The following is a 14,008-nucleotide window of genomic DNA, read 5'->3' as shown; positions in this document are numbered from 1 at the left end:
CACGCAAGCGTCAGTCGCGCAACGCCCGCTGGAACAAGGCGAGCATCCATGCCGTCGCCTGCACGAACAGCGCCGGGTCGTAACGCGGCCCCTCGTCGCGCAGAAAGGCGTGCTGCGCGTTGACCTCGTGCCATTCATACGCCGTGCCGGCGACCTCCATTGCCTCGCGGATCGCCTGGCGTCCGGTGAAAGGCACATGCGGGTCCTGCCGCCCCCAGACGAACAGCAGTTCGCCGGCGATCTCGCCGATCCGCGCGAGGCTGTCGTCGCTTCGGCCCTCACCCAGCGTGCCCGAATGAATGTCGGTCGGATAGAAGCAGGCGGTGGCGCGCACCCGGGCGTCGAGCGCGGCGCGATAGGCAAGATGCCCGCCCAGACACACGCCGGCGGCACCGATCGCGCCGGTGCAGGCGGGATGGCGTTCCAGCCAGTCGATCACCCGCGTCGCATCGGCATCGAACGCGGCGACGGGCTTGGCGAATTTCAGGTCGTTGCCGCGATCGGTCCCCGCCGGATCATAGGCTAGTACCGTGCCCGGCGCTTCGTAGTCGTGATAGACCTCGGGCACCGCCACGACATAGCCGTGCCCGGCGAGGAACGCCGCCAGCCGCCGGATCGGCGCCGTCACCTGATAGATTTCCGAATAGAGCACGACACCGGGGAAGCGCCCTTCCGCCGCCGGGCGGAACACATGGGTGCGCATCACCGCGCCCTCGTGGACGGGCAGGTCGACGGGTGGATCGGTCAGCAGGATCATGGGGTGCCTGTGCGGTCGTCGGCCGGTGCTGGCAAGGGCGAAACCAGTTCGAGCCGCTGCGGCACCGTGCCCATCTCGATCCCCTCGGCGGGAAAGCGGACGAGCAGTTCGAGCAGCACGTTGCTGCGCGCGCCATAGGCCGAGCGCGGCGAATCGACATGCGCGAAACAGTTGAACGCGATCCGCCCGTCGATGATCGAATCGATGAAGGCGGCAGGGGCCGGATCAGTGAGGATCGCATCCTCGCGCGCGAACGCTTCGAGGACGATCGCACGGACCCGCGCCGCATCGGTGCCGATCGGGACCGAGAACTGGATCTGGATCCGGCCGAGCGGTGACGCCAGCGTCTTGTTCAGCACGCTTTTGGTAATGAGTTCGGAATTGGGGACGATCAGCGTCGAATGGTCGGCGAGCGTGATCTCGGTCGACCGCACGCTGATGCGCTTCACATCGCCCTCGTCAGTGCCGACGCGGATCAGGTCGCCGATCTTGATCGGTCGTTCGGCGAGCAGGATCAGGCCGGAAACGAAATTCTGGGTGATCGCCTGAAGCCCGAAGCCGATGCCGACCGACAGCGCCGAGAGGAGCAGCGCAATCCGTTCGATCCCGATGCCGAGCGAGGCGAGCGCCCAGATGACCGCCAGCGCGATGCCGATATAGCGCGCGACGAGGCTGACCGAATTGCGCCCCGATCCATCCAGATCGGTGGCGGGAAGATAGCGCCCCTCCAGCCAGCGCATGAAGCCGCGCACCAGCGTCAGCCCGATGACCAGCACGACGATGCTGCGCAGGATCGCGCCGGGCGAGATGGCGACCCCGCCGACCTCGACCCCGCGCGCCAGATCGCCCAGCCGCGCGAACACGTCCGCCACGCCGCTGCCGCCGAACGGCAGCAGCCACAGCCCGAGCGCGACGACTGCGAGCAGGACCCGCAACACGCCCGACAGCAGCACGCCGAACTGGTCGACGGTGCCACCGCGCACCCCCAGCCCACGGATCAGCGCGATCCCCAGCCGGCTGCCGCGATCGAACGCCGAGGTCGCGACATCGTCGATCGCGGTGAGCGCCAGATAGACCGCGCCGCCCAGCACCACGGTCCACGCGACCATTTGCCCGAGGAACAGGCCGAAGCCGATATAGCCGATCACCAGCGCCAGCAGCGCGACCACGACGATGCCCCATGCGACCAGCGCGATCGCGGCACGCCCGGTATCGGCGGGGGCGGTGATGCCGTCGTCGCGCGTGCTGCGCAGCCGGCCGATCGCGAACAGCGCGGCGGCGATGAGCGACAGGTGGAGCAGGGCGAGCAGCGCATGCGCCGCGGTGCGTGCCGCATCGCTGACGCCGATCGCGGCATTGATCGAATCGAGCATTACCGCGACCGCCGCGAGACCCGCGAGCAGGAACGAGAACGGGCGCAGCCGGTTCGCTGCATCGTTACCGATCGGCGCGACGCGCCAGCTCGGCTGGCCGCGCATCAGCACCGCGCCGAGCACCGCGCTGGCGAAGCTGGCGAACCCGATCGCGAAGATCGATGCGTCGAGCGGTCCGTCCCAGCGGTCGGCAATCAGCCCCGACCAGCGCGCACCCGCCACTACCGCCGCCGTCGCCAGCAACGGGGCGAGCGTGCCGACCAGCACCCGCCACAGCGCGTTGGCGGATCGCCGGACCCGGCGGCCCGGTGCGCCTTCGATCAGCAGGCGTTGCCCGACCCGCCCCATCGCCAGCCGCGCCGGTCCCAGCAGCGCGATGGCGACGGCCAGCCCGGTCAGTAGCGGCCATAGATGGTGCAACCCCGGCCGGCCGATCGTCATGGCCTCGACGGCGACGAAGCGCTGCAGCCGGTGCAGGTCGCGCGGTATGGCGTGGAGGATCGCGCTCCAGAACGCCGGCGTGAGCGGCGAGGATACCTTGCCGAACAGCTTCTGGCTGAATTCGGCGGCCTCGCCCGCGCTGATTTCGTCGATCAGTTGCTGCGCCTCGACCGCGAGCAGCCGCGCGCGCTTGGTCGCCGAATCGAGGACGCCGTGCTGGCGGGCCAGTGCGGCGCGTTCGCTGCGGATCGCCGGGTCCTCGCCGGTCGCGGCAGGCCCCAGTTGGGCAAGGCGCGCGTCGATTCGGGTCAGTTCGGCCTGCGACTGCTGCGCGGCGTCGAGCGTGTCGCTGCGGACCACCTGCGCACGGGTGCGCAAGGTAGCGCGGGCATCGCGTTCGGGGCGGGTGTCGAGCAGGCCATCGACCGTGCCCAGCTCGTTCGCCGCGCGGTCGAGCCGGGGGGCATAGGCCACGGGGTCCGACTGCGCCCAGGCGGCAGGCGCCATCAGCAGCACGAACAGGGCGAACACGATCCGGGAAAGCGGCGTCATGCGGCATGGCCTATCGTCATCGTCGCGGCACGCCAAGGCGGTTCCCTTCGTGGCGCAGCGCGTTTAAATGCGCCGATGCTGCGCATCACCGAACTGAAACTGCCGCTCAATCATCCCGAAGAGGCGCTGGTCGCCGCGATTCGCGACAAGCTGCGGATCACCCCGCGCGACCTGATCCGCTATACCATCGCCCGCCGGGCGCATGATGCGCGCGACAAGGACGATATTCAGCTCGTCTATTCGGTCGACGTGACGCTGAAGAACGAAGCGCAGGTGCTGGGGCGCACCCGCCGCGACCGGACGGTCGGGCCGACGCCCGACACCGGCTATCGCTTCGTCACCACCATGCCCGCCGACTATGCCGGTCCGCGACCGATCGTCGTGGGCGCCGGGCCGTGCGGCCTGTTCGCCGGGCTGATCCTCGCGCAGATGGGATTTCGCCCGATCATCCTCGATCGCGGCAAGGTGGTGCGCGAGCGCACGCAGGACACCTGGGGCCTGTGGCGGCGGAGCGAACTGAACCCCGAATCGAACGTGCAGTTCGGCGAGGGCGGGGCGGGCACCTTTTCCGACGGCAAGCTGTGGAGCCAGATCAAGGACCCGCGCCACCTCAGCCGCAAGGTGCTGATCGAATTCGTGAAGGCAGGGGCGCCGCCGGAAATTCTGACCGAGGCGCATCCGCACATCGGGACGTTCCGGCTGGTCCAGATGGTCGAATCGATGCGGGCGACGGTCGAGGCACTCGGCGGCGAATATCGCTTCGGCCACCGGGTCGACGATCTGACCATCGAAACGCAGGGTGATGGCACGCGGCGGCTGGCGGCGCTGCACCTGTCAACCGGGGAAACGATGGCGGTCGATGCGCCGGTGGTGCTGGCGCTGGGGCATAGCGCGCGCGACACGTTCGAGATGCTCCACGATCGCGGCGTGATGCTGGAGGCGAAGCCGTTTTCGGTCGGCGTGCGGATCGAACATCCGCAAAGCTGGATCGACCAGGCGCGCTTCGGCCCGTGCGCCGGCCATCCCGATCTGGGGGCGGCGGCCTATACGCTGTCGCATCATTGCAGCAACCAGCGCACCGTCTACAGCTTCTGCATGTGTCCCGGCGGTACGGTAGTCGCCGCCACCTCCGAGCCGGGACGGGTCGCGACCAACGGCATGAGCCAATATTCGCGCAACGAACGCAACGCCAATTCGGGGATCGTCGTCGGCATCGATCCGATGCGCGACTATCCGGGGCATCCGCTGGCCGGCATCGCGTTGCAACGCGCGCTGGAGACGAAGGCCTATGACGCGGGCGGGGGCGGGTATCGCGCGCCGGCGCAGTTGCTGGGGGACTTCCTCGCCGGACGGCCCTCCACGGCGCTGCGCAGCGTCGTGCCCTCCTATCGCCCCGGCGTGACGCTGACCGATCTGGCCGAGGTGCTGCCCGATTTCGTGGTGCGCGCGATGCGCGAGGCGCTGGTCGTGTTCGGGCGGACGATCCCGGGCTACGACCATCCCGATGCGGTGCTGACCGGGGTCGAGACGCGGACCTCGTCGCCGGTGCGCATCCGGCGGGGGGAGGATTTCGAAAGCGTCAACACCGCCGGACTCTTCCCGGCGGGCGAGGGGGCGGGCTATGCCGGCGGCATCCTTTCGGCAGCGGTCGACGGGATCAAGGTCGCCGAAGCGGTAGCCAAGGCAATGACCGCCGCCCGCTGACCCCAAGCGACCGCCGGCACGGTGGCGACGGGCAGGGTCGCTGCCGCGACCGGGAACAGGATCGTGCAAACCAGCCGGGCGGCACCGGGCGCTACGACATGGCGCTGACGGTCGGCGAAACGGAACAGGACGGACACGCCCTGCTCCGGTCAGGTGATCTCCACCGATCCCTGGCAGAATTCGCCGACCGTCCGGTCGCGCCCGGCCTGCTTCGCCGCATAGAGATAGCCATCGGCGCGGCGCAGCGCATCTGACGCGCTTTCGTCCCCGCGCAAGGTGACGATCCCCGCCGACAGGGTGATGCCCTCGATCAACTGGTCGTTCTCGCGCAACCGGTAGCGCCGCGCCGCGACCGCGCTGCGGGCGGCTTCGAGGAGGGCACAGGCTTCGTCGGCGGAAACGTCGCTCAGCAGCATGGTGAATTCCTCCCCGCCATAGCGGGCGACAAGATGCCCCTCGCAGGCGCGGGCGAGCGTCGCGCCGATCGCCTTCAACACGCGGTCGCCGACCGGATGGCCGTAGCGATCGTTGATCGCCTTGAAATGATCGACGTCGCAGATCGCCAGATGGCACGAATCGCCGGTGGTGACGGCCAGCGCTTCCTCAAACGCCCGGCGGTTGGGCAGGCCGGTCAGCGCATCGCGCCGTGCATCGTCGCGGGCGCGGGCGAGTTGCCGCCGCAGCTCGCTCGCTTCCTGCGTCGCCTGCGCCAGCCGGGCTTCGGCGACGTCGACCCGTTCGCGCATCTGCGCGGTGATCCGCGCCAGTTCGGTGAGGAACAGGTCGCTGTCGGGATGGGTTTCGCGCGACTTCCGCAACGCATCCTCGCTCGCGGCGAGATCGCGACCGAAGGCGTGGGTTTCGTGGACGATCCCCTGCATGATCGATTCGAAGCCCGCGACCTGTCGCTCGGTTTCGGCGTGGAACGACAGGCGGCGGTCGGGCGGGCTGATCCGGCGACCGACGACATCCCCTGCCTCGACCCGTTCGCCGAGCGTCAGCACCTCGTCGCTGGTCAGCCGGACCCCGCCATCGGTCAGCGTCGCCACGGCATATGCCAGCGGCCCCGCCGGATCGCCGAGGACGCGATAGGCGAAGCCGTAGTTGACCGGCGTCGGCTCCAGCCGCTGGTCGAACAGGAAACGGCCGATCGCCTGAAACAGACCATCGGCCGTGGCGTCCGGCGCGCTTTCGATCTGTCGGTCCATGAACAAGCGCCGTCTCCCTGCCGGTCAAAGGTTGAACGGCAGGGGGTAGCGAGCGACCGCTAAAATCGGGTTGCCGCGTCGTTAACCTTTTGGGAAGGTCCGTTTCGCAGACGAACCGATCACCGTGGGCCGAGGCCCTGTACCGCCGCCAGCGTGGTGCGGACGTGATCGGCCGGGTTCATGTCGGAATGGACGAAGGCGATCCGCCCGTCGCGGCCGATGACATAGCTGGTGCGCGTCGTCATCACGCGGGCAGGCTGTCCGCCGGTGGCGGGACGTGACAGCGCCACGTCGAAGCCACGGATCGTGGCGGGCGATGCGGCGGCGACGGCGAAGCGGCCGGCGCAATGCTGGGTGCTGAACGTCTGCAACTTGTCGATCGGATCGGCCGACATGCCGATGACGGTCGCCCCCGCCGCCTTGAACTGATCGACCGCATCGGCGAACGCCTTCGCTTCCGCATTGCATCCGCCGGTGAAGGCGGCGGGGAAGAAGTACAGCACTACCGGACCCTTGCGCAGTTGCGAGCGCAGGTTGAGCGTGAACGCCCGCCCGGCGATTGCTGCACGGGTGGTGAAATCGGGAGCCTTCGCTCCCGGCGCGAGCGCGGCCGACAGCGGCGCGGCGAAGGGCAGGCACAGGGCGGCGGCAATCAGGGCGATACGCATCGGATCAGGTCCTTGGGGAGTGACGATTGGCGCACAGCCTAGCAGCTTCGCAAGCCGGTGCCATCCTGTCCCTAGCGGGTGAAGCTGATGCCGATACGCGCGGTCGTGGTGCGCAGCCGATAGTCGTCAATCGCCTCGCCATAGCCGCTGAACGCCTGTCCGAAGAGATAGAGCGCGGTGCCGCCGCCGATCCGGGCGAGCGGATAGGAAAGCTGCACTTCCCCCGCGCGCCGCGCGCCCAGCGGATTGCGTAGCCTTGCGGCGAGTTTCAGCCCGTCGCGCTGCCCGATCGCCGCGCCCAGCGACCAGTTGCCCCAATAGCGGTCGAGATCGCGGTAGCCGGTGCCGACATAGCTCCACAGCTTCGGGGCGACTTCGACCTGCCAGTCGTCGCCAAGCGGCAGGGCATAGCTGGCGGCAAGATAGAGACGGTTCACGTCGATCGATCCAATGTCGCCGCGCCCGTTCGAATCATGGGCATAGCCGCCCGCCGCCACCAACCGCGGCGCAATGCTGCGCTGATAATAGACTTCGGGGCTGTAGTTCGTGCTGCGGAACGGCCCCGACGATTGGTCGATCGCCCAGAACATCGTCTGCGTCCATGCGACCCGCACACCGTCCAGCACCCCCGCGCCGTCGAACGGTCGCACGGCAAGGCTGAATTGCAGCTTCGCCCCGTCCGATCCGAAGCCGAACACGCCATAGATCGGTTCATGCGGTTCGAACCGGTCGAGGAAGCCCGATGCAGTACCTTCGGCGGTCGTGACCACCGTTTCGCGGGCCGGCGGCGGTGGCGCGGTGGTCCGGTAGCGCAGCCGGCGGAACCCGCCGGCCGGGACGGATACCGCCGCGTCGTTCTCCGGCATGAGGCGCAGCGACGCGCCGTCGGCCGCCACCACGTCGATCGGCACCGGAACCGTATCGGCGGCGGCGTCACCTTCGTTCAGCGCGAAGACGGTGACGCCCTCGCTTGCCGCCGCGATCGATGCCGGCGGTTCGGCGACGATGCGGATTTGCGGCGGGGCAGCGGCAAGCAGGGCGAGGAGCAGCATGAGGTGGGTGTGGCAGCGATTTGCGACCGCTGCGAGTATCCTTTGCGCTTTGGCCGTCACCCCGCCTATTCGGGGGCGATCCACGCTGCCGAAAAGGTCCCGCATGCCCGTCACCGCCGCCGACCTCGCCCTCGCGATGAAACTTGCCGATGCGGCGGGCGCGGCGATCCGCCCGCGCTTCCGTGCCGAGTTCGGGCTGGAGATCAAGGACGATGCGTCCCCGGTGACGCTCGCCGACCGCGAGGCGGAGGCGGCGATGCGCGCGATCATCGAACGCGAACGGCCGTCGGACGGTATTCAGGGCGAGGAATATGGTGTTCGCGAAGGCAGCAGCGGGCGCAACTGGGTGCTCGACCCGATCGACGGCACCCGCTCGTTCATCGCCGGCCGGCCGATCTTCGGTACGCTGATCGCGCTGGTCGAGGACGGCTGGCCGGTCCTCGGTATCATCGACCAGCCGATCATCGCCGAACGCTGGCTGGGCGCGGTCGGCCGCGGCACGACCTTCAACGGTCGCCCGGCGCAGACCCGCCGGTGCCGGACGCTCGCCGATGCGCTACTCGCCACTACCAGCCCGGCACTGTTCGATGACGGGCAGTTGCACGGCTTCGAGCATGTCGAGGCGAAGGTCCGCTCGACCGTGCTGGGGGGCGACTGTTATTCCTATGGCACGCTCGCCTCGGGCCATATCGATCTGGTGGTCGAGGCGGGGTTGAAGCTCCACGACTTCGCCGCGCTGGTGCCCGTCGTCGAAGGCGCCGGCGGCACGATGAGCGACTGGGCGGGCGATCCGCTCCATGCCGGCAGCATCGGCGAGGTCATCGCGCTCGGCGACCCCGCCCGGCTGGAGGATGTCGTCGCAGCGCTCGCCTGTCGCGGCGGCTGATGCGCGAACAGGCAACCAGCGGGCCGTCGCATCGTTGAGGGGGCATTACCCCACAAGCGAAGGAACCTGCCATGGGCCTGTTTTCCAAGGACATCGCCACGCTCGACGACCTGTTCGTCCACCAGTTGCAGGACATTTATTACGCCGAGAACCAGATTCTCAAGGCGCTGCCCAAGATGACCGAAAAGGCGACCGACCCCGAACTCAAGGCCGGGTTCGAGCGGCATCTGGCGGAAACCGAGGGGCAGATCCGGCGGCTGGACCAGGTGTTCGAACTGCACGGCGCGACCAAGAAGGCCGTCACCTGCCCGGCGATCGACGGTATCATCAAGGAAGCGAACGAGGTCGCCGGCGAGATCGCCGACAAGAAGGTGCTGGACGCGGCGCTGATCGCTTCGGCGCAGGCGGTCGAGCATTATGAGATCACCCGCTACGGCACGCTGATCGCATGGGCGCGGCAACTGGGCCGCGAAGACCTTGCCAGCCTGCTGGCCGAGACGCTCGCCGAGGAACGCGCGACCGATGAGAAGCTGACGGCGATGGCGGAACACAAGGTCAACGCCAAGGCCGAACTCGCCGAAGCCTGATCCGCTGCAACGAAGAAGGGGGGCCTGCGTCGCCGCGGGCCCCCCTTCTTGCGTCAGGTCGACGTTTTAGTTGTCGGTGATGAACGAAGGCAGGCCGGCGTTGCCGCCGTCGTCCTTCGATTCCTCGCGACGCGGGCCACGGTCGCGGCGCGGGCCACGGTCGCCGCCGTCGCGACGCGGACCGCGATCGCCGCCTTCGCGCGGGCCGCGATCGCCACCCTCGCGGGGGCCACGGTCGCCGCGCGGACCACGCTCACCGCGCTCGCGCGGTTCGCGCGCCGGGCGGCTGTCTTCCAGCTCCGCACCGGTTTCCTGATCGACGACGCGCATCGACAGGCGAACCTTGCCGCGCGGATCGACTTCGAGGACCTTGACCTTCACTTCCTGCCCTTCGGACAGGACGTCGGAAACCTTCTCGGTCCGTTCGTTGCGGATCTCGCTGACGTGGACGAGGCCGTCCTTGCCGCCCATGAAGTTCACGAAAGCACCGAAATCGACGAGGTTGACGACCTTGCCGTTGTAGATCTTGCCGACCTCGGCCTCTTCGACCAGCCCCTTGATCCAGTTGATCGCGGCTTCGATCTGCGCCGGATCGGACGACGACACCTTGATGACGCCCTCATCGTCGATGTCGACCTTCGCGCCGGTGGTGGCGACGATCTCGCGGATCACCTTGCCGCCGGTGCCGATCACTTCACGGATCTTCGACTTGTCGATCGTGAAGGTTTCGATGCGCGGGGCATGCGCCGACAGCTCGCCACGGGTTTCGCCCAGCGCCTTGGCCATTTCGCCGAGGATGTGCGCGCGGCCTTCATTGGCCTGTGCCAGCGCGACCTTCATGATCTCTTCGGTGATACCGGCGATCTTGATGTCCATCTGGAGCGAGGTGATGCCCTCGCTGGTGCCAGCGACCTTGAAGTCCATGTCGCCCAGATGATCCTCGTCGCCGAGGATGTCGCTGATGACGGCATAGTCCTTGCCTTCGAGGATCAGGCCCATGGCGATGCCCGACACCGGACGCTTGAGCGGCACGCCCGCGTCCATCATCGACAGCGAACCGCCGCAGACCGTCGCCATCGACGACGAGCCGTTCGACTCGGTGATGTCCGACAGGACGCGGATGGTGTAGGGAAATTCTTCCTTCGACGGCAGTACCGGGTGCAGCGCGCGCCATGCCAGCTTGCCATGGCCGACTTCGCGACGGCCCGGCGCACCGAAGCGGCCGACTTCACCGACCGAGTACGGCGGGAAGTTGTAGTGCAGCATGAAGTTTTCATAGTGCAGGCCGTTCAGCCCGTCGATCATCTGCTCGGCGTCCTTGGTGCCGAGCGTGGTCGTGCAGATCGCCTGCGTCTCGCCGCGGGTGAACAGCGCCGAACCGTGCGCGCGCGGCAGGAAGTGGACCATCGCCTCGATTGGGCGGACCGTGCGGGTGTCGCGACCGTCGATGCGGCGGCCGTCCTTCAGGATGGCGGTGCGGACGATCTCGGCTTCGAGCTTCTTCACGAGCTTGAGCGTGCCGAGATACTGCGCCGGATCGCTTTCCTTCAGGTCGGCGAAGGCTTCGCGCGCCTTGGTGCGCGCGTCGTTGATCGCGTTCTGGCGCGCCTGCTTGTCGGTCAGCTTGTAGGCGGCGGCAAGGTCCTTGCCGATCAGCGTCTTCAGCTTCTTCTTGGCGGCCGACTGGTCGGCGACCGGCGCCAGCTCCCACGGCTCCTTGGCGGCCTGTTCGGCCAGATCGATGATGCAGTTCACGATCTTCTTCGACGCATCATGCGCGAACACGACCGCGCCGAGCATGATCTCTTCCGACAGTTCCTTGGCTTCGGATTCGACCATCATCACCGCATTGCCGGTGGCGGCGACGACGAGGTCGAGATCGCCCGCCTTCACCTGCTCCAGCGTCGGGTTCAGGACGTACTCGCCATTGACATAGCCGACGCGCGCCGCACCGATCGGGCCCATGAACGGCACGCCCGAGATGGTCAGCGCCGCCGATGCCGCGATCATTGCGACGATGTCCGGCTCGTTCTCGCCGTCATACGACAGCACCTGGCAGATCACGTTGATCTCGTTGTAGAACCCTTCCGGGAACAACGGGCGGATCGGACGGTCGATCAGGCGGCTGGTCAGCGTTTCCTTCTCGGTCGCACCGCGCTCGCGCTTGAAGAAGCCGCCGGGGATACGGCCCGCCGCCGAATATTTTTCCTGGTAATGGACGGTCAGCGGGAAGAAGTCCTGCCCTTCCTTCACCGAGCGTGCGGCGGTGACCGCGCACAGCACCACGGTTTCGCCGAGCGTCGCGATGACCGCGCCGTCCGCCTGCCGCGCGACGCGGCCCGTTTCGAGGGTGAGCGTCTTGCCACCCAGGTCCATGGTGCTTTTCTTGATATCGAACATATCGTTTCCTTCGCGTCCGGCGGCCAGATGCGCGCCGGGGCAGCTTGGGTGGAATCTCCACCCCTTGGATCAGGCCGTTTCGGCCCGGTGTCCCGCATCGCCGGATTGCGGCGGGACGGCTTGGCCGGTCAACCGGTCACAAAGCCCATACCCCGTTTTCCGGGGAATCTCACGCACGGTCGTGCGACCGTGGTCATGGAAAAAGGGCGGCCCGTGGGGGCCGCCCTTGTCCGTTACTTCCGAAGGCCGAGCTTCGCGATCAGCGCGCCATAGCGCTCCGCGTCCTTCTTCTTCAGATAGTCGAGCAGCGAACGCCGCTTGTTGACCAGCATCAGCAGACCGCGACGCGAATGATTGTCCTTCGCATGGGTCTTGAAGTGTTCGGTCAGATTCTGGATGCGCGTCGTCAGGATGGCGACCTGTACTTCAGGGCTGCCGGTATCGCCTTCGGCGCGGCCATGTTCCTGAATCAGTGCCTGACGGTTTTCGGGAGTGATCGACATCGTAGATCCTTTCTATGCGAGGTTGAAGCCGCGCACGACCCGGGTTTCCCCGGCGAGGGTTTCGACCAGCGCCACCGGCACATCGTCCAGTGTCGCAAAGCCCAGACCGTCGGTCGCAGCGAAACCGATCAAGCGAAGCCCCTGACGGAGCCGCCCTGCCTGATCGGCGTCCAGCGATAGAGCCGGGATGTCGTCCAGCCCCACCCCCAGTGGCAGGAGCGTTTCTTCAAGCGTGCGCCCCTGACCCATTTCGGCCAGTTTGTCCAGCGAAATGGCCGATTCCAACGTGAACGGCCCGGCCTTCGTCCGGCGCAGCATCGTGACATGGCCGACGCTGCCGAGCGCGAGCGCGATGTCGCGGGCAAGGCTGCGGATATAGGTGCCCTTGGAAACATAGGCGGTAAGGGTGACTTCTTCGAGCGGATCGCCATAGGCCGCCACGATCTGCAACTCGTGAATCGTCACCGCTCGCGTGGCGAGCACCACCTCCTCGCCCTTGCGCGCCAGATCATAGGCGCGTTCGCCATCGACCTTCAGCGCCGAATAGGCGGGCGGCACCTGTTCGATCGGTCCGGTGAAGCGCGCCAGCACATTCTCGATCGCGGCGCGGGTCGGGCGGACCGGTGATTCGGCGATCACCTTGCCCTCCAGATCCAGCGTATCGGTCTGCGACCCGAAGCGGATCGTGAAGTCGTAGGTCTTGGACGCATCGAGCATCCGCCCGGCCAGCTTCGTCGCCTCGCCGACCGCGACCGGGAGCACGCCCGAGGCCAGCGGATCGAGCGTGCCGCCGTGGCCCACCTTGTACTTGCCATAGCCGCCATGGCGCAGCGCGCGCTTGACCGCCGAGACGACCTGGGTCGAACCCGGCCCCACCGGCTTGTCGATGATGATCCAGCCGTGCATCAGCCCCGCATCGCCTCGCAAAAATGACGGCGGCACAGCGCCACATAGCGGTCGTTGCCGCCGATCTCGGTTTGTTGCCCTTCACGGACCGCGTGGCCGGTCGCATCGACGCGCAGGTTCATCGTCGCCTTGCGCCCGCAGTCGCACACCGATTTCAGTTCGACCAGCGCATCGGCGATCGCCAGCAACCGCGCCGATCCGGGAAACAACTGTCCGAGAAAGTCGGTACGCAGGCCATAGGCGAGCACCGGCACGTTCAGATCGTCGGCCACCGCCGCCAGTTGATCGACCTGGGCACCGGTCAGGAACTGCGCCTCGTCGATCAGCACGCAATCGACCGGTGCCTTGCCGACGGCCGCGAACAGGTCGCTCGCGGCATCGAACGGAATGGCGGGCGCCGACAGGCCGATGCGCGAGCCGATGACGCCCATCCCCTCGCGCGTGTCGATTCCGGCGGTGAACAGCATCGTCGTCAACCCGCGTTCGCGATAGTTGAAGTCGGCTTGCAGCAGCGTGGTCGATTTGCCCGCGTTCATCGACGCATAATAGAAATAGAGCTTGGCCACTCAGTCCTCGGCGTCGCCCGGTTCCAGATCGCGCGCGACCTTGGGATCGCGCAGCAACTGGTCGATGCGGCCGCCTTCGTCGAAGCTTTCGTCGATCAGGAACTTGAGCTTGGCGGCATATTTCAGGTTCACCCGCCGCGCGACCTCCGACTGGAGATAGGCGGTGTTGGTGCGCAGCGCCTTCAGCACGACGCCCTCATCCTTGCCGAGAAACGGTTTCACGAACACCGTCGCATGGCGCAGGTCGGGCGACATCCGCACTTCGGTGACGGAGACGAAGTGTTTTTCGAGCACGTCGTCATGCACGTCGCCGCGCGCGAGAATTTCCGCGAGGATGTGGCGGACCTGTTCGCCGACGCGCAGCAGGCGGACGGAGCGGGTTTCGGGGGTGGTGTCTGACATGGC

At 67.4% G+C, this 14,008-nt stretch carries 13 protein-coding genes; 3 read left to right on the top strand and 10 right to left on the bottom strand.

The features are described 5' to 3' along the window. Positions 1-10 precede the first annotated feature (10 nt). Both ASG37_RS14750 and ASG37_RS14745 read right to left on the bottom strand, forming a co-directional pair. Positions 11-757: a dienelactone hydrolase family protein gene (locus ASG37_RS14750; protein ID WP_055761944.1), complete on the bottom strand. Its 747-nt coding sequence runs from the start codon at positions 755-757 to the stop codon at positions 11-13. Next, complete coding sequence (locus ASG37_RS14745) at positions 754-3,123, bottom strand: DUF3772 domain-containing protein (protein WP_055761941.1); 2,370 nt, start codon at positions 3,121-3,123, stop codon at positions 754-756. Before ASG37_RS14745 ends, ASG37_RS14750 begins: the two co-directional genes overlap by 4 nt. Before the next feature lie 75 nt (positions 3,124-3,198). Between ASG37_RS14745 and ASG37_RS14740 the strand changes: the two genes are divergently transcribed. Continuing rightward, on the top strand, positions 3,199-4,827 hold the full coding sequence (locus ASG37_RS14740) for an NAD(P)/FAD-dependent oxidoreductase (RefSeq protein ID WP_055761939.1): 1,629 nt from the start codon (positions 3,199-3,201) through the stop codon (positions 4,825-4,827). Positions 4,828-4,976: 149 nt separating this feature from the next. On the opposite strand, the gene ASG37_RS14735 is transcribed toward ASG37_RS14740, so the two are convergent. The 3 genes from ASG37_RS14735 to ASG37_RS14725 all read right to left on the bottom strand — a co-directional run bounded on the left by ASG37_RS14735 (position 4,977) and on the right by ASG37_RS14725 (position 7,755). Then, positions 4,977-6,035: a GGDEF domain-containing protein gene (locus ASG37_RS14735; protein WP_055761936.1), complete on the bottom strand. Its 1,059-nt coding sequence runs from the start codon at positions 6,033-6,035 to the stop codon at positions 4,977-4,979. Positions 6,036-6,154: 119 nt separating this feature from the next. Further along, a complete protein-coding gene (locus tag ASG37_RS14730; RefSeq protein WP_055761933.1) occupies positions 6,155-6,703 on the bottom strand; it encodes a peroxiredoxin in 549 nt (182 codons plus the stop codon). A gap of 71 nt (positions 6,704-6,774) precedes the next feature. Beyond that, entirely contained in the window at positions 6,775-7,755 is a 981-nt protein-coding gene (locus ASG37_RS14725) for a phospholipase A (RefSeq protein WP_055761930.1), read from the bottom strand. Positions 7,756-7,858: 103 nt separating this feature from the next. On the opposite strand from ASG37_RS14725, the gene hisN reads away from it, so the two are divergent. Together hisN and ASG37_RS14715 are read left to right on the top strand one after the other, a co-directional pair. Beyond that, positions 7,859-8,641, top strand: coding sequence for a histidinol-phosphatase (hisN, locus tag ASG37_RS14720; protein ID WP_055761927.1), 783 nt, complete (start codon positions 7,859-7,861; stop codon positions 8,639-8,641). 71 nt (positions 8,642-8,712) lie between these two features. Next, positions 8,713-9,228 (top strand): ferritin-like domain-containing protein, encoded by a 516-nt coding sequence (locus tag ASG37_RS14715; protein WP_055761924.1) that lies wholly within the window; start codon positions 8,713-8,715, stop codon positions 9,226-9,228. Between the two features lie 66 nt (positions 9,229-9,294). Here ASG37_RS14715 and pnp read toward each other — a convergent pair whose 3' ends face one another. The 5 genes from pnp to rbfA form a co-directional block, all read right to left on the bottom strand. Continuing rightward, positions 9,295-11,628 carry a polyribonucleotide nucleotidyltransferase gene (gene pnp / locus ASG37_RS14710; RefSeq protein ID WP_055761921.1) on the bottom strand — a complete coding sequence of 778 codons (2,334 nt, stop codon included), beginning with the start codon at positions 11,626-11,628 and terminating at the stop codon, positions 9,295-9,297. 233 nt (positions 11,629-11,861) lie between these two features. Next, positions 11,862-12,131, bottom strand: coding sequence for a 30S ribosomal protein S15 (rpsO, locus tag ASG37_RS14705; protein ID WP_055761918.1), 270 nt, complete (start codon positions 12,129-12,131; stop codon positions 11,862-11,864). 12 nt (positions 12,132-12,143) lie between these two features. Beyond that, positions 12,144-13,037, bottom strand: coding sequence for a tRNA pseudouridine(55) synthase TruB (gene truB / locus ASG37_RS14700; protein WP_055761913.1), 894 nt, complete (start codon positions 13,035-13,037; stop codon positions 12,144-12,146). Beyond that, positions 13,037-13,603 carry a thymidine kinase gene (locus ASG37_RS14695; RefSeq protein ID WP_055761911.1) on the bottom strand — a complete coding sequence of 189 codons (567 nt, stop codon included), beginning with the start codon at positions 13,601-13,603 and terminating at the stop codon, positions 13,037-13,039. Before ASG37_RS14695 ends, truB begins: the two co-directional genes overlap by 1 nt. After that, positions 13,604-14,005 carry a 30S ribosome-binding factor RbfA gene (rbfA, locus tag ASG37_RS14690; protein ID WP_055761908.1) on the bottom strand — a complete coding sequence of 134 codons (402 nt, stop codon included), beginning with the start codon at positions 14,003-14,005 and terminating at the stop codon, positions 13,604-13,606. Between the last annotated feature and the right edge of the window lie 3 nt (positions 14,006-14,008).

The sequence above is a fragment of the Sphingomonas sp. Leaf407 genome (genome assembly GCF_001425385.1).
Classification (GTDB): Bacteria; Pseudomonadota; Alphaproteobacteria; order Sphingomonadales; family Sphingomonadaceae; genus Sphingomonas.
Note: the sequence above shows the minus strand (reverse complement) of the source record. Positions and strands in the feature narration are given on the sequence as shown.